The following is a 22,883-nucleotide window of genomic DNA, read 5'->3' as shown; positions in this document are numbered from 1 at the left end:
CCCCAACCTATCCCGACGCAGCCGCGAAGCCGCGCGCGAGGTCCGCGAGGATGTCGTCCACGTGCTCGAGTCCGATGGACAGCCGGATCAGCCCGTCCCCGACCCCCGCGGCCGCCCGCTCCGCCGAGGTCATCTGCACGTGGGTCGTCGACGCCGGGTGCACGACGAGCGAGCGCACGTCACCGATGTTCGACACGTGGTCGAACAGCTCGAGCGCCGCGACGAACCGCCGCCCGGCGTCGACCTCGCCGTCGAGGTCGAACGCGAGCACCGCCGACGGACCCGCCGGCACGTACCGCTGGGCGAGTTCGTGCCACGGCGACGACGGCAGCCCGGCGTAGTGCACGCCGAGCACCTGGTCGTGCGCGTCGAGCCACGTCGCCACCGCGGCCGCGTTCGACACGTGCCGGTCCATCCGGAGCGACAGGGTCTGGATGCCCTGCAGCACGAGGAAGGCGTTGAAGGGTGCGATCGCCGGCCCGAGGTCCGCGGAGAGCTTCGAGCGGGTGCGCTGGATGAAGGCGCGCCGCCCGAACTTCGCCGCGAAGTTCGTGTTCGCGAACCCGGACTGCTCGGTCGTGGCGAGCTGCGGGTACCGCTCGGCGTGCGCCGCCCAGTCGAAGTTCCCGCTGTCGACGATGAGCCCGGCGATGGCGCTGCCGTGGCCGGCCAGGTACTTCGTCGCCGAGTGCACGACGATGTCCGCACCGTGCTCGATCGGCCGGACGAGGTACGGCGTGGCGATGGTGTTGTCGACGATGAGCGGCACGCCGTGCTCGTGCGCGACACCGGCCACCCCCGCGAAGTCGAGGACGTCGCCGCGCGGGTTCGGGATCGACTCGCCGAAGAACGCCTTCGTCTCCGGACGGACCGCCGCCGCCCACTCGTCGAGGTCGGTCGGGTCCTGCACGAACGTGAACGCGATGCCGAGGTCGCCCAGGGTGGAGGCGAAGAGCGTGTAGGTCGCGCCGTAGAGCGACGCACTCGACACGATGTGGTCTCCGGCGCGGGCCAGGCCGAGGACGGCGAGCGAGGTCGCAGCCTGCCCGGACGCGAGCGCGAGGGCGCCGACACCACCCTCGAGGTCGGCGATGCGACGCTCGAGCGCGGCAGCCGACGGGTTGTTCACCCGCGAGTACGTGTGACCGGGCGCGTTGAGCATGAAACGGTCGGCCGCGTCCTCGCCCGACGGGTACACGAACGCGGCGCTCTGCGCGATCGGCGGCACGTTGGCACCGAACCCGGGGTCCGCCCGGAAGCCGGCACGGATCTGCCGGGTCTCGAAGGCCCAGCCGGCCTCGGTGCCGTCGGAGGCGTCGCCCATCAGACGACCGCCCCGGACGGCGCGGCCACGGACGGCCGGACGAGCGGGATGACCTGCTCGCCGAACCGGTCCATCTCCTCGAGCTGCGGCGAGAACTGCAGCAGCAGCGTGTCCACCCCGGCGTCCTCGAACTCGCGGATCCGCGCGGCCACCTGCTCCGGCGTCCCGACGAACCCGGGGCGGAGCCCACGGTTCGACACCGAGTAGTCCTCGAGCGACGGCACGTGCTCGAGCTGCGACTTCGAGATGAAGTCCTGGTACGACTCGTACGCGTGCCCGTGCTGCACGTCGGTGATCCGGGCGAGCTCGGCCTGCGCCTCCTCCTCCGTCTCGCGGACGATGACGTAGGCGGCCATGCCGAACGCCTCGAACGGCGGCAGCCCGGCGTCGACACGGCGTTCCTTCATCTCGGCGATCTTCGTCCGGAGCTCCTCGACGGTGCCGCCGTGGGTCACGTAGGCGTCGGCGTACCCGGTGATCGCCGCCTTGCCGGCCTCGCTCTCGCCGCCGGCGTAGATGCGCGGGGTGACCCGGGGCTTCGGCTCGAGGTGGCTGTTCTCGATGTCGTAGTACTCGCCGTGGAAGGAGTACGGCGTCTCCCGCCAGAGCCCCTTCATGATCTCGACGAACTCCGCCGTGCGCTTGTACCGGTCGTCGTGCTCCGAGAAGATGCCGCCGTACTGCTTGGCCTCTTCCGCCCACCACGCGCTCACCACGTTGAACGTGAACCGGCCGCACGAGATGTCGTCGATCGTCGCCGCCTGCTTCGCCGTCACCGCGGGCAGGTGGTACCCGGGACGCATCGCCGCCATGATCTCGAGGCGCTCGGTCGTCGCCGCGATGGCCGCGGCGAGCGACCAGGCCTCCAGCGAGGGCGCGGCCGTGCCCTTGATGTCGTTGAGGTTGAGCTCCGGCACGAGCGTCAGGTCGAAGCCGATCCGCTCGGCGCGCTGCGCCAGCCGCTTCACGTAGTCGAAGGTGACCGGCATGTTCTCGTTGTCGACGTTGCGCAGCCAGCCGCCGAAGAGCGGGGTCCAGTATCCGAATCGCACGGGGTGAGTTCCTTGGGGAGGTGGGGAGGGACGGACTGGAGGCGCGGGGCGGGCCCGCACCGCGCCTCCAGTCCGGTGGATCTTGCGTTCTCAGGCCGTGAGCTGCGCCGCGTACTGCGTCTCCAGCAGGCCACCGAGGTACCGCGCGATGGAGCGCGGGCCGGAGGCCGGCGCGGTCTCCTCGACGGCGGGGTTGTAGTTCGTGTTCGTGTTGATGTCGTAGACGACCGTGCGACCGTCCGTCGTCTCCATGAACTCGACGCCCGCGATCTGGATCCGCTGCTCCGCGAGGAACCCGCGGAGCTGCTGGACGAGCGGGTGCTCGGCGGTGACCTCCGTCCGGACGCTGAACGCGCTCGGCTGATCGGCTCCCGGCACGTCGCAGACTGCTCCCGCGATGACCTGGGGGACCTCGCACGCGTCGGCCGGGCACAGCTCGAAGCTGCCGGCGCTCGTGTCGACGCGGACGGCGTAGACGAACTCGCCGCCGACGAACTCGACGCGCGTGATGAACGGCTCGCGGGCCGTGAGGTACTCCTGCAGCAGGGTGATGCCGTCGACGGGCTCCTCGAACTCCGGACTGTCGACGTAGGCGTCGAACTCGGCGAGCGAGTCGAACCGGCGGACGCCGAGGCCCTTGCCGCCCTGGTTGTGCTTCGTGATGAACGGCACGTCCTGGCCGCCGGTGAAGTCGTGGGCCGCCTGCTTGAGCGTCGTGCGCCCGAAGACGGCCGTGGTGCGGGGCACGTCGAACCCGGCGTTCCGGAGCAGTCCGTGCTGGGCCACCTTCGAGACCTCGAGCTCGAGGACGTGGCTGCCGCCGACGACCGGTCGACCGGCACGCTCGAGCCAGCCGAGGACCGCGCGGGTGTACTCCTTCGAGTGCTCGTGCCCGCGCGTGTGGGAGCTCGCCGACATCCGCGACCAGTACACGCCCGGTTCGGGGTCGGCTGCGAGGTCGATCTGTCCCTCGGTGAGGAGGATCTCCTCGACGGGGACCCCCTCGGCCTCGAAGGCAGCGGCGAGCGGCGGGAACCACTCGGGGTTCTCGTGGATGACGTACACGCGGGGAGTGCTCACCTCGCCACCCTAGGCACGGCCTGCCGGGAGTCGCCAGGTGTGTGACGCGGGTTTACTCCGTCAGCGGGCGAAGGTCTGCTGGCCGACGACGCCGAGGAGCTCGAGCTTCTGCGCGTCCTCGCTGCCCGTCGGTGCCGTGAAGAGCAGCAGCGCCTGCGTCTGGCTCGTCGTGTGGAGCACCTGGCAGTCCACGGTGATGCGACCGAGCTCGGGGTGGACGAACGTCTTGTGGTCCTCCCACCGGCTCGCCACCTCGTGCAGGGACCACAGCGCTCGGAAGTCCGCGCTGTTCGCCTCGAGGTCGGCGATGAGCTCCGCCGCCCGGGTGTCCGTCGGTCCCGCGGCGCCGACCGCTGCACGGAGCGCGGCGACCTGTGCCCGGGCGAGCCGCTCGTGCTCCTCCGGCGCGTACTTCGCCCGTTCGTAGCCCGTCATGAACCAGCGCCACGGCTGGTACCGCTCGTTGCCCGGCAACCCCGTGGTCGTGCCGAGGAGCGCCGCCCCGAGCCGGTTCTCGACGAGGGTCTCCCCCAGGTCGTTCACCACGATCGCCGGGGTGTCCTCGAGGCGGTCGAGCACCCGGAGGATCGCGGGGTCGACGTGGTCGGAACGGTGGACGCGAGCGGGCGCGTTGTGCCCGGCGAGGCGGAACAAGTGGTCGCGCTCGTCGAGGCTGCAGCGGAGCGCCCGGGCGATCGCCGCCACCATCTGCTCGGACGGCTGCGGTCCGCGCTGCTGCTCGAGGCGCGTGTAGTAGTCGGCGGACATCCCCGCCAGCGCGGCGACCTCCTCGCGCCGGAGGCCCGGCGTGCGGCGGCGCTGCCCGGAACCGAGTCCGACGTCCTCGGGGCGCAGCAGTTCGCGGCGGCGGCGGAGGAAGTCGGCGAGCCCGGGGCGGTCCATGCCTTCATCGTGCACCGGGCCCGGCGACCGTGCCAGGGATCGGCGGTCCCCCGATGACGGCGCTCTGGTTCGGGCGGTCGGGCGGGTGGATCGTGGTCGTCATGGACATCACGAACTCCACCGTCTTCATCCCCGGCGCGACCTCGGGCATCGGCCTCGGGCTGGCCCAGCGCCTGCAGGCAGCGGGCAGCACCGTCGTCATCGGCGGCCGACGTCGCGCCCTGCTCGACTCGCTGCACGACGAGTACGGCTTCGGCACCGTCGAGCTCGACGTCACCGACCCGGCGTCGATCACCGCCGCGGCCGCCTCCGTCATCGACGCCTACCCGTCGCTCGACGCCCTCGTCACGATGTCGGGCATCATGCGCGCCGAGGACCTGCGATCGTCGGAGCACCTGGCCGACGCCGTCGCCACCGTCGAGACGAACCTGCTCGGCACCATCCGCCTCATCGACGCGTTCCTGCCGCACCTGCTCGGTCGTCCGGCGTCGACGATCGTCACCGTGTCGTCAGGGCTGGCGTACACACCGCTCGCCGCGACCCCGACCTACAGCGCCACGAAGGCCGCGGTGCACTCGTACACGCAGTCGCTCCGCCAGCAGCTGACCGGGTCACCCGTCTCGGTGCTCGAGCTCGTGCCGCCGGCGGTCGCCACGGACCTGATGGGCGAAGGCGTCGACTTCGGCGGGATGCCGCTGTCCTCGTTCCTCGACGAGGTGGTGTCGCTGCTGCAGGCCGGCGCCGCGCCGGAGATCCTGGTGCAGAACGTGCTGCCGCTGCGGTGGTCGGAGCGGGACGGGACGCAGCAGCAGCTCATCGAGGCGCTGGCGTCGCGTCGGCACTGACGACCGGCTCGCCGTCCGTCTCGCTCAGTCGGTGGCGCCGTCCGCCTCGCCGCGGGCTCCGCGCCGTCGGACCACGCCGTCGAGGAAGCGGTTGACGAGTCGCCAGGCGGGCCACGCGAGGGCCCCGACCAGCGCCGTGTCGACCGGGCGGCCGAGCGCGCGGATCACGACGTACGCGCCCGTCATCGCCAGGCCGGTCGACAGGGTGGTGTTGAGGCGGCGGGGCGTCCAGCCCTGGCCGTGGCTGTGGTCGTGGTCGTGGTCGTGTTCGTGGTGGTCACCGTCGCCGTCCCCGTCGTCATCGTCGGGGAGGCGGTCGAACGTGATCCCCCACGCGATGAACAGCCCGCCCAGCACGACGGCCACCCACGCGGCGTCGTCGGACGGATCCCGGAGCAGCGCGAGCACGGCGAAGACCACGATGGCGCACCCCGCGACCACTGCCGTGAGCAGGAGGACGAGTGCGGAACGGGAACGCGGTGCAGACACCCGTCGAAGCCTAGGGCCATCCGGTCGATCCGCGCGTGCCCCGTTCGGGACCCCGGTTCAGAGTGCCGCGAGCAGGTCCTGGAGCTCCGCCTTGGCGTCGGGCATGCGTTCCGGTCCGGTGAGCCGTTCCCGCTGCACGGCGATCCGGACCGTGCCCGCCCGGGAGCCGTCCTCGGTGGTGAGCAGCACCGACTCGCGATCGGGGAACGTCCACCGCGCCGACGGCCGCTTCCCGCCCCGGCGTTCCGAGGTCGGGGCGAACCCGAACGCCGTCGTGCAGACCGGCACGACCCCGTCGAGCACCGTCTCGCGCTCCCCGGGCACCTGGCGCGACGCCGACACCGCGAACGAGCCGTCCGATCGTTGCCCGGGGATCCGGAGGCCCCGCGCCTGCTCGTACCCGATCGTGACGCCCTGCGCCCACCACGGCTCGACGCCCTGTTCGACGATCCAGGCGGCGATGGCGGCGTGCCCGATCGTCCGTCCGTCGATCTCGTCGATGCGGGCGTACCAGTCGTCCGGGGTGCGACCGGTCGCCGCGAGCACGTTGTCGGCGGCCATCCCCTGCGCGTGCGATCGCACCGTCCCGTCGGTCATGCCGCCATCGTAGGGGCGGTGCGATCGCATCACGCTCGTGATCTCGTCAGGGACTCGTCCAGCCGCTCGAGCGTCGACGCGCTCGGGTGCCACGGACGAACTGCTGGGGTGTGAAGATCGGGAGCAGCGAGGGATCGACCTCTCCGAAGGACTGGTCGACGGTCACGATGCCGTCCGCACCGGAGGCCATCACCATCGCCGCCTGGACCGAGTCGAGGGCGGGGAGACCGAAGCGCTCGCGGTAGTACATGACGTCCTCGAGCAGCGGTGTGAGCTCCACGTACACGGCGTCGGTCAGTGCGATCAGCGCCTGCCACCGGGCGAGCATCGCGCGCGCCAGCTCCGAGACGGATGCCTCCGAGCGTGTCCCCGTGAGACGGACTTCTCGGAGGGCGAGGTCGAAGGCAGCGTCCTGGAGCTGGAGCTCGAGGACGTCGTTGAAGAACAGCGTCGTGCCCGCCAGCACCATCCGTTCGAGGAAGCCGGCGGCCGAGTCGTGCCCAGGAGCGCTGCGCTCGAGTGCGGCGACGACGAAGCTCCGCTCGAGCACCACCGCAGCGGGCATCCGTGCCACGTCCTCCATCGGGAAGACACGGTACGGCTCGTCGATCGGAGCGAACTCCAGCGGCATGTCCTCAGACACCCCGCCAGGTGTGACGAGTGGGACGGGGAGCGATCGTGAAGGTCGACGTGCTGAGGATCTCGCGGACCCGTTGTGCGCGTTCCGCCGGGGTGCCGGTCGGTCGGGTACGACGTGCTTCGATCTCAGCAGGAGTGAGCGTGCGATGCGCGAAATGCGGACGACGGGTGCTGGTCATGGTGTCTCCTTCGGTTCTTGGGGACGACCGTAGGCGGCCACGGAACCGGTCAGCAAACATGTTGGATTTCCATGACTTCGGGGCAGGTGCTCGCGCTCGACACCGCTTCCCACGAGGATGGACCGTGATGAACGACCTCCTCGCCACCGTCCAGCGCATCGTCGCCGAAGCCGGCATCGACGCGACCGCCCGGGAACTCCCCGACTCGACCCACAGCGCCGCGCAGGCCGCCGCCGCGCTCGGCACCGAACCGGGAGCGATCGCGAGCAGCCTGCTGTTCCTGGCCGACGGGGAACCCCTGCTCGCGATGACGTCCGGCCGGCACCGGGTCGACACCGACCTGCTCGCCGCCCAGATCGACGCGACCGAGCTCACCATGGCCACCGCGAAGCAGGTCCGCGAGATCACCGGGCAGCCGATCGGCGGCGTCTCCCCCGTCGGGCACCCGGCCCCGATCCGCACGGTGGTCGACGAGGCGCTCCGCGAGCACGACACGGTCTGGTCGGCGGCGGGGACCGCGAACAGCGTGCTCCCCCTGACCTTCGAGCAGGTGCTGTCGCTGACCGGTGGGACGGTCGTCCGGGTCAACGACCACTGATGGCGACGCGGACGCGCGTCGAGCTGGGGCGACGAGAGGACCTCGGCGCCGACTGCGCGAACTGCTTCGGCCTGTGCTGCGTCGCCCTGGCGTTCGCGAAGTCCGCGGACTTCCCGTTCGACAAGGACGCCGGCGACCCGTGCACGAACCTCGACGACGCGGACGGCTGCCGGATCCACCCGCACCTGCGTGAGCGGGGCTTCTCCGGCTGCACGGTGTTCGACTGCTCGGGGGCCGGGCAGAAGGTCTCCCGACACACCTTCGCGGGCCGCTCGTGGCGCGAGGACCCCGAGACGCAGCGGTCCATGTTCGCCACGTTCCCGATCGTCCGACGACTCCACGACCTCCTGCGGTACCTCGACGAGGCGATCACCCTCGTGCGAGCGACACACGACGAGACCCCCTGGGTCGCGGGCTTCGAGCGCGTCCGCCTGCTGAGCGACGGGACGCCGGAGGACCTCGCCACCCTCGACGTCGACGCGGAGTACGACCGTGCGCGTCCGCTCCTGCTCGAGGCGAGCGCGATCGCACGTCGGCAGGGTCCGGTCGGTGCCCACGGCCAGCGGGTCGGTCCGGGGACGGACCTCGTCGGCGCGGACCTGCGCGGGGCCGACCTGCGTGGGGCGACGCTGCGCGGGTCGCTCGCCATCGCAGCAGACCTCCGGGGCGCCCGGTTGGACCGCTGCGACCTGCTCGGCGTGGACCTCCGCGACGCGGACCTGCGCGGCACCGATCTCCGTGGCGCGGTGTTCCTCACCCAGATGCAGGTCAACGCGGCACGGGGCGACGCGGCCACGGTCCTGCCGGAGGGGTTCCAGCGCCCCGGGCACTGGAGCACGACGGCGGACGCGGCCGCCGGGGTCACTCCGCCGCGGCGAGGACCGTCCGGCCGAGGCGCACGAAGTCGTCGGCGCTGAGCATCTCGCCCCGAGCCGTCGGGTCGACCCCACCGGCGGTGAGGAGTTCCGACGCCCGGGCACTGCTGCCGAGGACACCGGAGAGGCTCTGGCGGAGCATCTTCCGCCGCTGCTGGAACGCCCCGTCGACGAGCGCGAAGACCTGCGCCCGCAGTGCTTCGTCCCCGGGCGGGTCGTGCCGGTCGAACCCGACGAGCACGCTGTCGACGTTCGGCACCGGCCAGAACACCTGCCGGCTGACCTGTCCGGCGATCGACCACGACCCGTACCAGGCGGCCTTCACGCTCGGCGCCCCGTAGACCTTGCTGCCGGGGCCCGCGGCGATGCGGTAGCCGACCTCGGCCTGCACCATGACGAGCGCCCGCTCGATCGACGGGAAGGTCGCCAGCAGGTGGAGCAGCACCGGGACGGAGACGTTGTAGGGCAGGTTCGCGACGACGTGCGTGGGCGCCTCGGGCAGGTCCGTCGCGGCGACGGTGAGGGCGTCCTGGTGGATGACCTCGAGCCGAGCCGCCGGTTGCATCGTGGCGACCGTGGTCGGCAGCCGGGCGGCGAGCCGGCCGTCGATCTCCACCGCGGTGACGGAGGCGCCCGTCTCGGTCAACCCGAGCGTCAGCGAGCCGAGACCGGGACCGATCTCGAGCACCTTCGAGTCGGCGGTGACCCGACCGGACGCCACGATGCGACGGACCGTGTTCGCGTCGTGCACGAAGTTCTGGCCGAGCTTCTTCGTCGGCGTGACGTCGAGCTGGGCCGCGAGGTCCCGGATCTCCGCCGGGCCGAGGAGCGACGCCACTACTGCTCCACCGTCACGGGCTCGGCGTCCCACGCGCCGTAGACGAGCTCGGTGGTCGAGGCGATCTGTGCCGCGAGCATCGAGGCGTCGGTCCCGAGGGTCTCGGCCATCGACCGGAGGGTGAGCGGGATGAGGTACGGCGCGTTCGGGCGACCGCGGAACGGCGTCGGCGTGAGGTACGGGGCGTCGGTCTCGACCATGACCAGGTGACGGGGTGCGACCTCGAGCGCGGCACGCAGGGGAGCGGCGTTCTTGAACGTCACGGTGCCGGCGAACGACATGTACCAGCCGCGCTCCGCGCAGAGCCGGGCGAGGTCGGGACCGCCGGAGAAGCAGTGGAACACGGTCTTCTCGGGAGCGCCGACACGGTCGAGGACCTCGACCACGGCGTCGTGCGCGTCGCGGTCGTGGATCGTCAGCGCGAGGTCGTGCGCCTTCGCGATGCGGATGTGCTCCTCGAACGAGCGGACCTGGGCGTCGCGGCCGTCCTCGCCGGTGCGGAAGAAGTCGAGACCGGTCTCACCGATCGCCCGGACCCGGGGCAGTGCCGCGAGCCGTTCGATGCCGGCGAGGTGCTCGTCGAGGAGACCCTGTTCCTGCAGCGACGGCGCCTCGTTCGGGTGCAGCGCCACCGCGGCGAGGACCCGGGGCTCACGAGCAGCGATCGCCGCCGACCACTCCGAGGTGGCCAGGTCGGTGCCGACCTGCACGACCCCGCGGACGCCGACGCTCGACGCGCGGTCGAGGTGTTCCCGGTAGTCCAGCGCGCCGTCGCCGCCGTCGGCGATCTCCATGTGGGTGTGGTTGTCGTAGACCGGGACGACGAGCGCCTCGGGCAGGGGCGGGTAGGTCAGGTCCCGCTTGGACCCATCGCCGTCACCACGGGCGCGGAGGTGGGCGTCGGTCACGCTGCGCCCTGCTCCGACTGCTCGATGCGCGGGAACAACCCGGACTCGAGCGGGACCACGGTCGAGGCACCCTGCCACTCCCAGGCACGGTCCACCCGCTGCTCGGCGATCGATCCGCCGGCACCGATCGAGGCCCAGAGCTTCTCGGTCGCCTTCGGCATGACCGGCGAGAGCAGGACGGCGACGGTGCCGAGCCCACGGAGCGCGGTGGCCAGGACGGTGCCGAGCCGCTCGCGCTGCGCGTCGTCCTTCGCCAGCGCCCACGGCTGCTGCTCGGTGATGTACCCGTTCAGCGCGTCGACGAGCTCCCACACCGCGGCGATGGCCTCGTGCGGAGCGAACGCGGCGATGGCGGCGTCGGCGCGCTCGGTGACGGAGACCGCGAGCGCGTCGATCGCTTCGTCGGACGAGGTCAGCGACCCACGCTCGGGCACCGCACCGTCGAAGTACTTCTGCAGCATCGCGACGAGTCGGGAGGCGAGGTTGCCGAAGCCGTTCGCGAGCTCGGCCTGGTAGCGGGCGGAGATGTCCTCCCAGCTGAAGTTGCCGTCCTGCCCGAAGGTGATGGCACGGAGGAAGTAGTAGCGGAAGGCGTCGGACCCGAACGTGTCGGTGATCTCCGACGGCGCGATCCCGGTCAGCTTCGACTTCGACATCTTCTCGCCGCCGACGAGCAGCCAGCCGTGGCCGAACACGCGCTCGGGGACGGGCAGCCCGGCGGCCATGAGCATCGCCGGCCAGATCACCGCGTGGAACCGGGCGATGTCCTTGCCGACGATGTGCACGCTCGGCCAGAGGCGCTGGAAGGCCTCGTCGTCGTCGGTGCCGTACCCGAGCGCCGTGACGTAGTTGAGCAGGGCGTCGAACCACACGTAGAGGACGTGGTCGTGGTCCCAGGGGATCTGGATGCCCCAGTCGAAGCTCGACCGCGAGATCGACAGGTCGCGCAGACCCTGCTTGACGAACGAGATGATCTCGTTGCGGACGCTCTCCGGCTGGATGAACAGCGGGTTCGACTCGTACAGGTCGAGCAGGCGCTGCTCGAAGTCGGACATCCGGAAGAAGTAGTTGCGCTCGGACAGCACCTCGACCGGGATCGAGTGGATCGCGCAGACCTGCTGCCCCTCGTACGCACCGGTGCCGGGGACGAGGTCGCTCGGCTGCTTGTACTCCTCGCAGCCCACGCAGTAGAAACCCTCGAACTCGCCCGCGTAGATGTAGCCGTCGTCGTACAGCTTCTGCAGGAACGCCGTCACACCGCGCTCGTGGCGCTCGTCCGTGGTGCGGATGAAGTCGTCGTTCGCCACGTCGACGGTGTCGAGGAGCGGCTTCCACGCCTCGGTCACGAGCCGGTCGGCCCATTCCTTGGGCGTGACGTCGTTGGCCGAGGCCGTCCGCAGGATCTTCTGCCCGTGCTCGTCGGTGCCGGTGAGCAGCCACGTGTCGTCGCCGCGCTGCCGGTGCCAGCGCGCGAGGACGTCCGCGGCCACCTCGGTGTAGGCGTGCCCGATGTGGGGCACGTCGTTCACGTAGAAGATCGGCGTGGTGATGCTGAACGAGGACCCGTCGGACATGCGGACCATCCTACGGGCGGGCGGGAGCCGCATGACGCGCCCCGCGCGCCACCTGTGGAGAACCGGACGGGAGGCGCGGTGCGCGTCCGGAGCCGCGCCTCCAGTCCGGTGACGCTCGCGTCTACCGCGCCGCCAGCGCGCCCTCGTAGAGGTCGCGCTTCGACAGCCCCGTCGCGTCGGCGACGGCCGCGGCCGCCTCCTTCATGCGCGACCCGGCGGCCACCCGCTCCAGCACGAGCCGGACCCCGTCCTCGATCGTCGTGTCGTCGAGCGCACCGGTCGACCCCTCGACGACCACGCAGATCTCGCCGCGTACCCCGTCGGCTGCCCACGCCGCGAGCTCCGCGAGGGACCCGCGCCGGACCTCCTCGTGCAGCTTCGTGAGCTCGCGGCATACGACCGCGCGCCGGTCGTCCCCGAAGCCCGCGGCCATGTCCGCGAGCGTGTCACCCAACCGGTGCGGCGACTCGAAGAACACCATCGTCCGCTGCTCCCCGGCGAGCGACGCGAAGAGCCGCCGACGTTCCCCGCCCTTCCGCGTGGGGAACCCCTCGAAGCTGAAGCGGTCGGTCGGCAGCCCCGACACGGCGAGCGCCATGAGCACCGCCGAGGGGCCCGGCAGCGCGGTGACCGTGACCCCGGCGGCCGCGGCGGCCTCGACGAGGGGGAAGCCCGGGTCGCTGATCGCGGGCATGCCGGCGTCGGTGAGGACGACGACGTCCTCGTCCCGCGCGAGCTCGACGACCTCGGCCGCCTTCGCCCGTTCGTTGTGCTCGTGCAGGGCGATGAGGCGCGGGCGGTTCTCGATGCCGAGCGCCCGCATGAGGTGGATCGCGGTGCGGGTGTCCTCGGCGGCGACCACACTCGCGTTCGAGAGGGTCTCGACCAACCTCCGGGAGGCGTCTCCGAGGTTGCCGATGGGCGTTGCTGCGAGCACGATCACGGGACCATTGTGGTCGCCTGAGCGCGACAGCGGAGACATGGCGTCGGTCCGTAGGATGCTCTCTCGATGACCAGCGAGCTGACCGACGACCGCACCGCCGTCCCCGACGGGCCGGTCGGCTCCCGTCTCGACGACTGGTGGGGGCGCACGCTCTCCACCGCCAGGCGCGTCGCCGTCTGGCGCTGGGCCGGGCCCCTGGCCGTCACGCTGCTGGCCGCGGTGCTGCGGCTCGTCGCCCTCGGACACCCGCACTCGCTCGTGTTCGACGAGACGTACTACGTCAAGGACGGCTGGTCGATCGTGCACCTCGGGTACGAGGGCACCTGGCCGGGCAACCCCGCCGACAGCTCCCAGCCGACGACGGACCAGCGGTTCACGTCCGGTGAGACCTCGCTGTTCACCAGCGCTGCAGAGTTCATCGCGCACCCGCCGCTCGGCAAGTACCTCATCGGCCTCGGGATGCTCCTGTTCGGCGCGGACAACTCGTTCGGCTGGCGGTTCGCCGTGGCGGTACTCGGCATCGCGACCGTGTTCCTCACGGCGGTCATCGCCCGGTCGCTCTTCCGCTCGACGCTGGTCGGCACCCTCGCCGGCTTCCTGCTCGCGATCGACGGGCAGGCGATCGTGCTGTCCCGTGTGAGCCTGCTCGACGGGATCCTGACGTTCTTCGTGGTGCTCGGCTTCGGCGCACTGCTGCTCGACCGTCGCTGGACGTCCAGGCGGCTCGACGCCTGGGTCGCCGGGCGCACGGCAGCCGGCCGCGACACGCTCTGGGGACCGGTGCTCTGGTGGCGTCCGTGGCTGATCGCGATGGGGGTGGCGCTCGGACTCGCGACCGCGACGAAGTGGTCCGGCATGTACTTCCTCGCGTTCTTCGCGGTGTACTCCGTACTGACCGACATGATGCTGCGGAAGCGGGCCGGCATCGAGTTCTGGTCCTCGAGCGCCTGGCTGCAGCAGGGACCGGCGTCGTTCCTGCTCACGGTGCCGATCGCGGCGGTCACCTACGTCGCGTCGTGGACCGGGTGGTTCGTGTCGAAGGACGGCTGGGACCGCGACTGGATCGCCACGGGCGGGCAGCGCTGGACCGGCGTGCTGTCGTGGGTACCGGACAGCCTGCAGAACTGGTGGCACTACCAGTCCGAGATCTACGGCTTCAACATCGGCCTGCACACCCCGCACTCGTACCAGGCGAACCCACTGCTCTGGCTGCTCATGCAGCGGCCCACGTCGATGTACTACGTCGGCACGAACGCCGGCCAGGACGGCTGCACGGCGACCCGCTGCGGGGAGGCCATCACCGGCATCGCGAACCCGTTCATCTGGTACGCGGCGGTCATCGCGACCGTGGCGCTGCTGGTGCTCTGGATCCTGCGCCGCCGATGGGAGTACGCCTTCGTCCTGATGGGCGTCGCGGCGGGGTACCTGCCGTGGCTCCTCTACGTGAACCGAACGGTGTTCCAGTTCTACACGGTCTCGTTCGAGCCCTTCATGGTGATGGCGCTCGCCGCGGCGATCGGGTTGGTGCTCGGGTCACGGGACGATCCCCGGCCACGCCGGACCCGAGCGGTCGTCTGGGTCGGCGTGTACCTCGGGGTCGTGGTGCTCGCGTCGGCGTACTGGTTCCCGATGTGGACCGGCATGCAGATGCCGTGGGACTTCGTCCGGTCCCACTACTGGGTGCCGAGCTGGTTGTAGCGCGCGGCCGCCGCGGTGCCGGGACTGCGGCGTGCGCGGCGTCAGGACTGCGCGTGCAGCGCTCGCTCGATCGATTCACGGTCGAGCGGGTCGCCGAGCATGGGCGCTTCCCGTTCGCCCGGGAGCACGCCCTCGATGAGGACCTCGGCGTAGCGGCGCCACGCGTTCGGGTCGTGCGCGCGGGTGGTGTCCGCGACGGCGCCGACCATCGAGGTGAGCATCGGCAGGTCGCGGTAGTCGAACCCGACCCGCACGACGCCGGCGTCCCGCGCACGGCGGATGATCTCGGAGACCTGGGTCTCGAGTCGATCGCGTTCCTGCACGATCGACGGACGCGACTTGCCGGCACGCACGATGGCGTCGGCGAGGGCCCGGTCGCGCGCACGGAACTCGAACACGCCCATCAGGTACACCCGCAGGGACTCGCGCGGATCGGACTCGTCCGCCGCACGTGCCGCGGCGTCGTTCATCGCCTCGAACTTGGTGGCGAGCAGCGCCTCGATCAGGGAGTCCTTGTCGGCGAAGCGGCGGTAGACCGTCCCGACGCCGACCCCGGCCTCGTGCGCGATGTCGTTCAGCGTGACCGACAACCCGCGTTCTGCGAAGCACTTGCGTGCCGTCTGCAGGATCAGCTCGCGGTTGCGTGCTGCGTCGGCGCGGAGGGGGCGCTCGAGGTCGGTGGTGCTCACGGCCTCGACGCTAGTTGAACTTTCTGGGAATAAGCGGATGCGGACCTTCCGTTTCGGTCTACACTGGTCACAAGCGGATGCATCGCATCCGCTTCACCCCTCCCTCTCCCGGAGCGCCCGACGGCGCGTGCTCCACCATCCCTCCACCTTCTCGAAGGAGGCTGCCGTGACGGCAGAACAGACCGTGCCGACCCCCACGGGGACCGCACCCACGACTTCCGGCTCCACGCCCGACAAGAGCAACCACCGTTGGATCGCCCTGGCGGTCATCGCCCTCGCGCAGCTGATGGTCGTGCTCGACGCGACGATCGTCAACATCGCACTGCCCTCGGCCCAGGCCGACCTCGACTTCGGCACCGACCAGCGCCAGTGGATCGTCACGGCGTACTCGCTCGCGTTCGGGTCGCTGCTGCTCCTCGGCGGGCGGCTCGGCGACCTCTTCGGCCGGAAGAACACCTTCATCATCGGACTCGTCGGCTTCGCCGTGGCGTCCGTGCTCGGCGGCCTGGCGGACTCGTTCGGCCTGCTCGTCGCCGCTCGTGCACTGCAGGGCGTGTTCGGCGCGCTCCTCGCCCCTTCCGCGCTGGGCATGCTGACGACCACCTTCCGCGACCCGAAGGAACGCGGCCGTGCGTTCGGCATCTTCGGGTCGATCGCCGGCTCGGGTGCCGCGATCGGCCTGCTCCTCGGCGGCGTGCTCACCGAGTACGCGTCGTGGCGCTGGTGCCTCTACGTGAACGTCGTCTTCGCCGTCCTCGGCGTGATCGGCGCCCTCGTGTTCATGGCGAAGCCGCCGAAGGTCGAGCGCCCGCGCATCGACGTCGCCGGCGTCCTCACGATCACGGCCGGCCTCGTCGGGGTCGTCTACGGCTTCTCCAACGCCGAGACCAACGGCTGGGACTCCCCGGTCACGATCGTCATGCTCGCCGCGGGCGTGGTGCTCATCGCGGCGTTCGTCTTCATCGAGACCCGCGTCGCGCACCCGCTGCTCCCGCTCCGGGTCGTGCTCGACCGTGACCGCGGTGGCTCGTTCATCGCGATCGGCCTGGTGGCGATCGGCATGTTCGGCATCTTCCTGTTCCTGACCTACTACCTCGAGCAGACCCTCGGGTTCAGCTCGCTGCAGACGGGTCTGGCGTTCCTGCCGATGCCCCTCTCGATCATGATCTCGGCGACGCAGATCGGCGGTCGCCTGCTCCCCCGCGTCGGGCCGAAGGTGCTCATCTTCGCCGGTGGTCTCGTCGCGTCGATCGGTCTGCTGCTGCTCCTCCGCACGGACCTCGACAGCTCCTACGCGGGCACCGTCCTGCCGGCGCTCATCGTGATCGGCCTCGGCATGGGCACGATCTTCTCGTCCGCGATGAACACCGCGACGACCGGGGTCGCCCGTGCCGACGCTGGCGTCGCCTCGGCGACGGTGAACACGATGCAGCAGATCGGCGGCTCGATCGGCACCGCGCTCCTGTCGACGATCTTCGCGGACGTCGTGGCGAACAGCCTCTCCGGGCTCTCCGCGGCGCCGACGAAACTCCAGCAGGCGCAGGCCGTGCTCGACGGGTACCACGTGGCGTTCGGCATCTCGGCGGGCGTGCTCGTCCTGGTCGCCCTGGCCGGTGGGCTCCTCATCAACCGCCAGTCGGTTCGGCTCGCGAAGCTCGAGCACGCCAGCGCGGCGACGACGGGCAGCATCCCGACCGCGGCGCACTGACCCGTCCCGCTCGACGCGAACGGCCCGTCCCGGTTCTCCGGGGCGGGCCGTTCGTCGCTCGCGGGCTCGCCCTGGGTTGCACGCGGTCTTCGACAACCCGCGGGTGGATCGACTCGCGGAACGTCGCACTCCGCGCGGGACCCCCTCGCGCCCCGACCCGATCCGCGCCAGGATCGAGGGGTGACCGAACACCAGGAAGACCACGCCGTCGTCGTCTCCGTCAGCCGCGACACCGACCACCGGTTCAGCAAGCCGGTCGTGGACGAAGTCGTGCTCGTCGCCGGCTGGGGCATCGAGGGCGACGCACACGCCGGCACCACGGTCCAGCACCGGTCCCGGGTCGCGCGGGACCCCTCGCAGCCGAACCTGCGGCAGGTCCACCTGCTGCACACCGAACTCTTCGACGAGGTCGCCGAGGCCGGGTACGAAGTCGCTCCGGGCCAGATGGGCGAGAACGTCACCACCCGCGGCGTCGACCTGCTCGGGTTGCCGACCGACACGCTCCTGCACCTCGGCGACGACGCCTGCGTCCGCGTGACCGGCCTGCGGAACCCGTGCCAGCAGATCAACGACTTCGAGCCCGGGCTCCTGCGCGCCGTGCTCGGTCGCGCCGAGGACGGCTCGGTCGAGCGCAAGGGCGGCGTGATGGCCGTCGTCGTCACCGGCGGGGTCGTCCGCCCCGGGGACCGTGTCCGCGTCGAGGTCCCCGCCGGCACGCCGGAACCGCTCCGTCCGGTCTGACGATCCGCCGCAGGACGCGGCCCGGTTGCGCCGTGTGTCGGTTTCCCTCGCACACGTCAGGGGTGCCGATTACCCTTTCCGGCATGGCCCCCGTCCTGACCTCGCCGCTCGTGTCGACGCAGTGGCTCGCAGACCACCTCGGTGCTGACGAGCTCGTCGTGCTCGACGCGTCCGTGCACACCGCGGGGACCGGTCTCGAGACGACGTGGCAGACGGCGCGGGACTCCTACGAGCAGCGCGGACACGTCCCGGGCGCCCGGTACGCCGACCTCGTCGAGGCGTTCTCGACGCCCGACGCCGAGGTCCCGTTCACCCGACCCGGTGCCGAGCGGTTCGAGTCCGCGGCCGGCGACCTCGGCGTGACGAACACCTCGACGGTCGTGGTCTACGACGACAGCGTCGGCGAGTGGTCGGCGCGGCTCTGGTGGATCTTCCGCTCGTTCGGCTTCGACTCCGTCGCTGTGCTCGACGGGGGCTTCACGAAGTGGCGGGACGAGGGTCGCCCGGTGCGCGTCGGTGCGCTCCGATCGGCGCCGAAGCCAGCGTCGACCCCGGCGTCGCACGTGGGCGACGCGACGGCGACCACGACCTTCCTCGCGGGCGAGGAGCGTCCGCTCTGGGCCGACCACGAACGAGTCCTCCGTGCCGTCTCGGGCGAGCAGCCCGCGTCGCTGGTGTTCGCCGCGCCCGAGTCCGCCCTCGGCGCCGAGCACCCGGCGATCGTCCCCGGCAGCACCCCGATCACCGTGGACACGCTCGTGGACCCCACGACGAACGCGTACCTGCGCCGTCCCGCCCTCGAGCAGGCCTTCGCGTCCGTGCTCGACGCCGACGAGATCGTCACGTACTGCGGTGTCGGCAGTGCCGCGTGCGTCGACGCCCTCGCGCTGACGGTGCTCGGCCACGAGAAGGTCCGGGTCTACGACGGGTCCCTGCTCGACTGGTGGCGGCGCGAGCCCGAGGCGCTGGCCTCCTAGCCCGACGACACCGGCCGCCGACGCCCGTCACACCGGCGGCCGACACCGGCGACACCGGCGGCCGACACCGGTCACACCGGCGGCCGACGCCGGCGGCCGTCTCGGGTGGCCCCACGCCCACGCCGACTACCGTTGACCCATGAGCACCAGACGCGCGGTCGTCCTCGGCGGTACCGGCGGGATCGGTTCAGCCGTCGCGCGTGCGCTCCTCGACGCCTCCGGACGCGGCGGCGACGACTGGCAGGTAGACGTGGTCGCCCGCCGCGGTGGCCCCGTCGCCGACGAACTCACCGCGGCAGGAGCGACATTCACCCCGGGCGACCGCCGCGACACCGCCGTCCTCCGCGACATCCTCCGCCCCGGCGCCGACCTGTTGGTGGACACGGTCGGCCTCACCCGCGACGACGCCCGGCAGCTCCTGCCCTTCCTCGACGACGTCGGCTCGACCGTGTTCGTGTCGTCGAAGGCCGTGTACGCCGACGAGCAGGGTCGGCACGCGAACTCGCTGGACAAGCCCGTGTTCGGCGGGGCGGTGACCGAGCTGCAGCCGACCGTCGCGGCGGGCGACGGCGACCCCACCGGTCGTGACGGCTACGGCTCCGCCAAGGTCGCCGCCGAACAGGTGCTGCTCGACCACGGCGCCCCGGTCACCGTGGTCCGGCCATCGAAGGTGTACGGCGTCGGCATCGGTCGGCCCCGCGAGTGGTTCGTCGTCCGGCGGGCGCTGGACGGTCGGGAGCGCATCCTCCTCGCCGACCGCGGCCGCAGCGTCGACCACACCACGGCTGCCAGCGGCATCGGTTCCCTCGTCCGTCTCGTCGCCGACGCGCCGGACCGCCGCATCCTCAACGTCGCCGACGACACCGCGCCGAGCGTGCTCGAGATCGTCCGGACCATCGCGGGCCACCTCGACCACCCGTTCGACGAGGTCCTGCTCGACGCCGACGCCCCCGCGTTCGTGGGCACCACCCCGTGGACCACGCCGACGCCGTTCGTCCTCGACACCACCGCTGCACGCTCCCTCGGGTGGGAGCCGCCCGTGTTCGCGACGGCGGTCCGGCCGGAACTCGACTGGCTCGTCGAGACGGCGCACGCGGTCCCGGTCGGCAGCGACGTGCCGTGGGCCGACGACCCGTTCTGGGACCGGCTGTTCGACTACGGCCCCGAGGACGCCGCCCTCGCCCTCCTGTCGCTCAGCGGGGACTGACGCCGTGCCCCGCTCCGAGGTCCTCTTCATCGGGGGCAGGTCCGGCGTGGGCAAGTCGAGCGCGGCAGAGGCACTGCACGACCTGCTCGTCGCCGCCGACGTCCGGCACGCCGTCATCGAGGGCGACTTCCTCGACCTCGCCCACCCCGCGCCGCACGTCGAGCACCCGGAGGCCCGCCTCGCCGAACGGAACCTCGCCGCGATGTGGGCCCGGTACCGCGAACTCGGCCACCACCGGCTCGTGTACACGAACACCGTGTCGGTGCTGGAGCGGGACGCGTTGGCCGAGGCGATGGGCGACGATCCCGTCGTGACCGCCGTGCTGCTCCGCGCCGGCGACACGACGACCGCCGACCGGCTGCGCCGTCGATCTGGTGGGCACCTCCCCGAGGCGCAGCTGGCGCACAGCACACGGACGGCCAGGAGGCTCGACTCGGCTGTCCGAGGCGACGTCACCCGGGTGGACACCGACTCCCGGTCGCCGGCCGACGTTGCCGCGCAGCTCGCGTCGCTCGTGGGCTGGGTCGGTCTGCGGCTGCCTGTGGACACCGCGGATCCGTCCACAGATCGCGACTGAGGGCAGCGCACCCAGGACGGTCGAGGCAGGCTGGACGCATGACCGACAACCGCCTCGGCTCCGCCGTCAGCCCGTACCTCCGCCAGCACGCCGACAACCCGGTGGACTGGCGTGAGTGGGGCCCGGAAGCCTTCGCCGAGGCCCGCGAACGCGATGTCCCCGTGCTCGTGTCGGTCGGCTACGCCACGTGCCACTGGTGCCACGTCATGGCACGCGAGAGCTTCTCCGACCCGGGCATCGGCGAGCTCCTCCGCCAGGACTTCGTCGCGGTGAAGGTCGACCGCGAAGAACGGCCGGACGTGGACGCCAGCCTGATGGCCTCGGCGAGTGCCTTCACGCAGCAGCTCGGCTGGCCCCTGACGACGTTCCTCACACCGGACGGGCACGTGTTCTTCGCGGGGACGTACTTCCCGCCGTCGCCCGTCGGGCAGGTGCCGGCGTTCCGGCAGATCCTGGCGGCGGTGCTCGACGCGTGGACCGAGCGCCGGCAGGAGGTGGACGCGAACGCGAGCGCGATCGCCGCGGCGATCCGGCAGGGGGCCGAGGCGGACCGGACCGCCCGCGGTGGCGCGGACGGTGGCGGGGACGAGCCGCGCCTCCCGAGCGTCGACGACGTCCGAGCCGTCGTCGACCAACTGGCACAGGCCGAGGACACCACATACGGCGGTTTCGGCGGTGCCCCTAAGTTCCCGAGCGCGCCGCTGCTCGAGTTCCTGTCGGACGTCGCCGCCGACGGCGACGCTCGGGCGTCCGCACTGCTCGAACGTTCCCTGCACGCGATCCGCGCGAGCGACCTGACCGACGCCGACGGCGGGGTCTTCCGGTACGCGACCAAGCGCGACTGGTCGGTGCCGCACTACGAGCGGATGCTCTACGACAACGCGGGAGTGCTCGCGGTGGCCGGGGCGGAGCAGGCCCGGGGCATCGCCGACTTCCTGCGGGACACGCTCCGGCGTGCGGACGGCGCGTTCGTCGCGGCGCAGGACAGCGAGTCCACCATCGACGGCCGGCGGGTCGAGGGCGAGTGGTACCGACTCCCGCTCGACGAGCGTGGGCGGCTCGATCCCCCGCCGCTCGACGACCAGGTACTCACCGGGTGGAACGGCCTGGCGATCCGGGGGCTCGCCATCGCCGGGGCCCGCCACGGGGATGCCGAGATGATCGCGCTGGCACGGGGTGCGACCGACGCGATCGTCGCCGGACACCTCACGGACGGACACGTGTCGGTGCGGTCGAGCACTCCGCGCGGCGCGTCGACGGCGGCGCCCACCATCGAGGACGTGGGACTCCTCGCCGAAGGACTCCTCGAACTCGCCCTCGTCACCGGGGAGCTCCCCTACGCCGACGTCGCGCGCACGCTGGTCGACGACGGCCTGGCCGGTCGGTTCGACGCCGATCCGGTGCTCGCGGCAGCCGGCACCGCCACGGGCGAGCAGCCGCAGACCGCCATGCGCTCCGGCACGGTCGCACTCGCCGCGGCCGCCGCGACGCTCGCCGCGCTGACCGGCGACGAGTCGTACCGGGCGGCGGCGGTGTCGCTCGTGGCCGACCGGGCCGTCACCGGGACGGAGCGGCCGCTCGGGCACGCCGATGCCCTCGGGGTCGCGCTCGCGCTGCAGCGTCCCTCGCGCGAGGTCGTCGTGGTCGCGTCGGACCCGGACGACCCGATCCGTGCGGCGGCCCGCGGCGCTCGGCGTCCGGGGACCGTCGTCGCCACGGTGACCCCGGCGCAGGCGGCCGACTGGTCGGCCGCGGGCTTCACGCTCTTCGAGTCCCGCGACGGACTCGACCCCGCCGGGTACGTCTGCCACGACCGCGTGTGCGCCCTGCCCGCGCGGTCGGCCGACGAGCTGACGGCACAGCTCAGCGCGTGACCCGCTCGCGGCCCGACCGATGGCGACACCCGGAAGCCGCGGAGTCAGGGGCGCTCAGAGCCGGCCACGGGCGATGCGCCCGGTCCGAGCGAGGTTCCCACGGACCTCGGTCGCGACGACAGCGAGCATCGCGACCGTGCTGGCGACACCCCACACAACGGCGGACAGGCGGAACGACCAGTCATCGGACGCCCACGGGTCGGCCGCGACCGACGACCAGCTGAACGCAGCGGCGATGAAGAGCACGGCGGCGAGCGCCGTACGAGCGATGCTCTTCCCGCTGAGCTGCCCGGTGAAGACCGACGAAGGGCCGAGCGGCGCCGACATCGACGACCACGTGACGAACGCCTCGACGATGGCGTGCCGTGCACGGAGGACTCCGATCCCCACCCAGATCGCCGCTCCCAGCAGCAGCGAGGCAGTGATCGCCACTACGACGACATCCGGACCGCTCCGAGCGCCGCCGACCCCGGACGGCACCGCGCCTCCGAGCACCGCGAGTGCGACCGAGACCGTCCCACCCCAGAACCGTCGGCCGGTGCTCAGTTCCGCGTCGAGCGTCCGGACC

24 protein-coding genes are annotated in these 22,883 nt (G+C 71.8%); 10 read left to right on the top strand and 14 right to left on the bottom strand.

Going from position 1 to position 22,883, the window contains the following annotated elements:
- Positions 1-7: 7 nt before the first annotated feature.
- The 4 genes from ACIPKM_RS00840 to ACIPKM_RS00825 form a co-directional block, all read right to left on the bottom strand.
- Positions 8-1,324, bottom strand: coding sequence for an O-acetylhomoserine aminocarboxypropyltransferase/cysteine synthase family protein (locus tag ACIPKM_RS00840; RefSeq protein ID WP_402735933.1), 1,317 nt, complete (start codon positions 1,322-1,324; stop codon positions 8-10).
- Complete coding sequence (locus ACIPKM_RS00835; RefSeq protein WP_092385971.1) at positions 1,324-2,376, bottom strand: LLM class flavin-dependent oxidoreductase; 1,053 nt, start codon at positions 2,374-2,376, stop codon at positions 1,324-1,326. Before ACIPKM_RS00835 ends, ACIPKM_RS00840 begins: the two co-directional genes overlap by 1 nt.
- Before the next feature lie 90 nt (positions 2,377-2,466).
- Positions 2,467-3,456 (bottom strand): RimK family alpha-L-glutamate ligase, encoded by a 990-nt coding sequence (locus ACIPKM_RS00830; protein ID WP_402735932.1) that lies wholly within the window; start codon positions 3,454-3,456, stop codon positions 2,467-2,469.
- Between the two features lie 60 nt (positions 3,457-3,516).
- On the bottom strand, positions 3,517-4,359 hold the full coding sequence (locus ACIPKM_RS00825; RefSeq protein ID WP_071296062.1) for a helix-turn-helix transcriptional regulator: 843 nt from the start codon (positions 4,357-4,359) through the stop codon (positions 3,517-3,519).
- Positions 4,360-4,412: 53 nt separating this feature from the next.
- Between ACIPKM_RS00825 and ACIPKM_RS00820 the strand changes: the two genes are divergently transcribed.
- Complete coding sequence (locus ACIPKM_RS00820; protein WP_402735931.1) at positions 4,413-5,204, top strand: SDR family oxidoreductase; 792 nt, start codon at positions 4,413-4,415, stop codon at positions 5,202-5,204.
- Between the two features lie 24 nt (positions 5,205-5,228).
- On the opposite strand, the gene ACIPKM_RS00815 is transcribed toward ACIPKM_RS00820, so the two are convergent.
- From ACIPKM_RS00815 to ACIPKM_RS00800, 4 genes are read right to left on the bottom strand one after another with little or no spacing between them, the layout of a single operon-like run.
- Complete coding sequence (locus tag ACIPKM_RS00815; RefSeq protein WP_402735930.1) at positions 5,229-5,693, bottom strand: hypothetical protein; 465 nt, start codon at positions 5,691-5,693, stop codon at positions 5,229-5,231.
- Positions 5,694-5,750: 57 nt separating this feature from the next.
- Positions 5,751-6,290, bottom strand: coding sequence for a hypothetical protein (locus ACIPKM_RS00810; protein WP_402735929.1), 540 nt, complete (start codon positions 6,288-6,290; stop codon positions 5,751-5,753).
- A 46-nt stretch (positions 6,291-6,336) separates the two neighbouring features.
- A complete protein-coding gene (locus ACIPKM_RS00805; protein WP_402735928.1) occupies positions 6,337-6,933 on the bottom strand; it encodes a hypothetical protein in 597 nt (198 codons plus the stop codon).
- Positions 6,926-7,108 (bottom strand): hypothetical protein, encoded by a 183-nt coding sequence (locus ACIPKM_RS00800; protein WP_402735927.1) that lies wholly within the window; start codon positions 7,106-7,108, stop codon positions 6,926-6,928. The genes ACIPKM_RS00805 and ACIPKM_RS00800 overlap by 8 nt, the downstream gene beginning before the upstream one ends.
- Before the next feature lie 127 nt (positions 7,109-7,235).
- Between ACIPKM_RS00800 and ACIPKM_RS00795 the strand changes: the two genes are divergently transcribed.
- Both ACIPKM_RS00795 and ACIPKM_RS00790 read left to right on the top strand, forming a co-directional pair.
- Positions 7,236-7,706: a YbaK/EbsC family protein gene (locus tag ACIPKM_RS00795; RefSeq protein ID WP_402735926.1), complete on the top strand. Its 471-nt coding sequence runs from the start codon at positions 7,236-7,238 to the stop codon at positions 7,704-7,706.
- A complete protein-coding gene (locus ACIPKM_RS00790) occupies positions 7,706-8,623 on the top strand; it encodes a pentapeptide repeat-containing protein (protein ID WP_402735925.1) in 918 nt (305 codons plus the stop codon). Before ACIPKM_RS00795 ends, ACIPKM_RS00790 begins: the two co-directional genes overlap by 1 nt.
- Here ACIPKM_RS00790 and rsmA read toward each other — a convergent pair.
- From rsmA to rsmI, 4 genes are all read right to left on the bottom strand, one after another.
- On the bottom strand, positions 8,568-9,419 hold the full coding sequence (gene rsmA / locus ACIPKM_RS00785; protein WP_402735924.1) for a 16S rRNA (adenine(1518)-N(6)/adenine(1519)-N(6))-dimethyltransferase RsmA: 852 nt from the start codon (positions 9,417-9,419) through the stop codon (positions 8,568-8,570). The two genes, ACIPKM_RS00790 and rsmA, sit on opposite strands and share 56 nt — an antisense overlap.
- The gene (locus tag ACIPKM_RS00780) at positions 9,419-10,327 is read right to left on the bottom strand and encodes a TatD family hydrolase (protein WP_402735923.1); all 909 of its coding nucleotides are present in this window, start codon (positions 10,325-10,327) and stop codon (positions 9,419-9,421) included. The genes rsmA and ACIPKM_RS00780 overlap by 1 nt, the downstream gene beginning before the upstream one ends.
- A complete protein-coding gene (metG, locus tag ACIPKM_RS00775) occupies positions 10,324-11,901 on the bottom strand; it encodes a methionine--tRNA ligase (protein ID WP_092385954.1) in 1,578 nt (525 codons plus the stop codon). Before metG ends, ACIPKM_RS00780 begins: the two co-directional genes overlap by 4 nt.
- Before the next feature lie 121 nt (positions 11,902-12,022).
- The gene (gene rsmI / locus ACIPKM_RS00770) at positions 12,023-12,844 is read right to left on the bottom strand and encodes a 16S rRNA (cytidine(1402)-2'-O)-methyltransferase (protein ID WP_070418096.1); all 822 of its coding nucleotides are present in this window, start codon (positions 12,842-12,844) and stop codon (positions 12,023-12,025) included.
- 66 nt (positions 12,845-12,910) lie between these two features.
- Here rsmI and ACIPKM_RS00765 point away from each other — a divergent pair, with 66 nt between their 5' ends.
- Positions 12,911-14,542: a dolichyl-phosphate-mannose--protein mannosyltransferase gene (locus tag ACIPKM_RS00765; RefSeq protein WP_402735922.1), complete on the top strand. Its 1,632-nt coding sequence runs from the start codon at positions 12,911-12,913 to the stop codon at positions 14,540-14,542.
- A 41-nt stretch (positions 14,543-14,583) separates the two neighbouring features.
- On the opposite strand, the gene ACIPKM_RS00760 is transcribed toward ACIPKM_RS00765, so the two are convergent.
- The gene (locus ACIPKM_RS00760) at positions 14,584-15,231 is read right to left on the bottom strand and encodes a TetR/AcrR family transcriptional regulator (protein ID WP_071296070.1); all 648 of its coding nucleotides are present in this window, start codon (positions 15,229-15,231) and stop codon (positions 14,584-14,586) included.
- Positions 15,232-15,397: 166 nt separating this feature from the next.
- Here ACIPKM_RS00760 and ACIPKM_RS00755 point away from each other — a divergent pair, with 166 nt between their 5' ends.
- From ACIPKM_RS00755 to ACIPKM_RS00730, 6 genes are all read left to right on the top strand, one after another.
- Positions 15,398-16,939 carry an MFS transporter gene (locus ACIPKM_RS00755; protein ID WP_071302831.1) on the top strand — a complete coding sequence of 514 codons (1,542 nt, stop codon included), beginning with the start codon at positions 15,398-15,400 and terminating at the stop codon, positions 16,937-16,939.
- Between the two features lie 180 nt (positions 16,940-17,119).
- Positions 17,120-17,680 (top strand): MOSC domain-containing protein, encoded by a 561-nt coding sequence (locus tag ACIPKM_RS00750; protein WP_402735921.1) that lies wholly within the window; start codon positions 17,120-17,122, stop codon positions 17,678-17,680.
- Positions 17,681-17,763: 83 nt separating this feature from the next.
- A complete protein-coding gene (locus ACIPKM_RS00745; RefSeq protein ID WP_402735920.1) occupies positions 17,764-18,657 on the top strand; it encodes a sulfurtransferase in 894 nt (297 codons plus the stop codon).
- 139 nt (positions 18,658-18,796) lie between these two features.
- Positions 18,797-19,864, top strand: a complete 1,068-nt coding sequence (locus ACIPKM_RS00740) for an NAD-dependent epimerase/dehydratase family protein (protein WP_402735919.1) — start codon at positions 18,797-18,799, stop codon at positions 19,862-19,864.
- Positions 19,865-19,868: 4 nt separating this feature from the next.
- Positions 19,869-20,441, top strand: a complete 573-nt coding sequence (locus ACIPKM_RS00735) for an ATPase (protein WP_402735918.1) — start codon at positions 19,869-19,871, stop codon at positions 20,439-20,441.
- 38 nt (positions 20,442-20,479) lie between these two features.
- A complete protein-coding gene (locus ACIPKM_RS00730; protein WP_402735917.1) occupies positions 20,480-22,315 on the top strand; it encodes a thioredoxin domain-containing protein in 1,836 nt (611 codons plus the stop codon).
- A 54-nt stretch (positions 22,316-22,369) separates the two neighbouring features.
- Here the strand turns inward: ACIPKM_RS00730 and ACIPKM_RS00725 are convergent, their stop codons facing one another.
- Positions 22,370-22,747, bottom strand: coding sequence for a hypothetical protein (locus ACIPKM_RS00725; protein ID WP_402735916.1), 378 nt, complete (start codon positions 22,745-22,747; stop codon positions 22,370-22,372).
- Positions 22,748-22,883 lie beyond the last annotated feature (136 nt).

It is taken from the genome of Curtobacterium sp. NPDC086286, assembly GCF_044746255.1.
Lineage (GTDB): Bacteria > Actinomycetota > Actinomycetes > Actinomycetales > Microbacteriaceae > Curtobacterium.
Note: the sequence above shows the minus strand (reverse complement) of the source record. Positions and strands in the feature narration are given on the sequence as shown.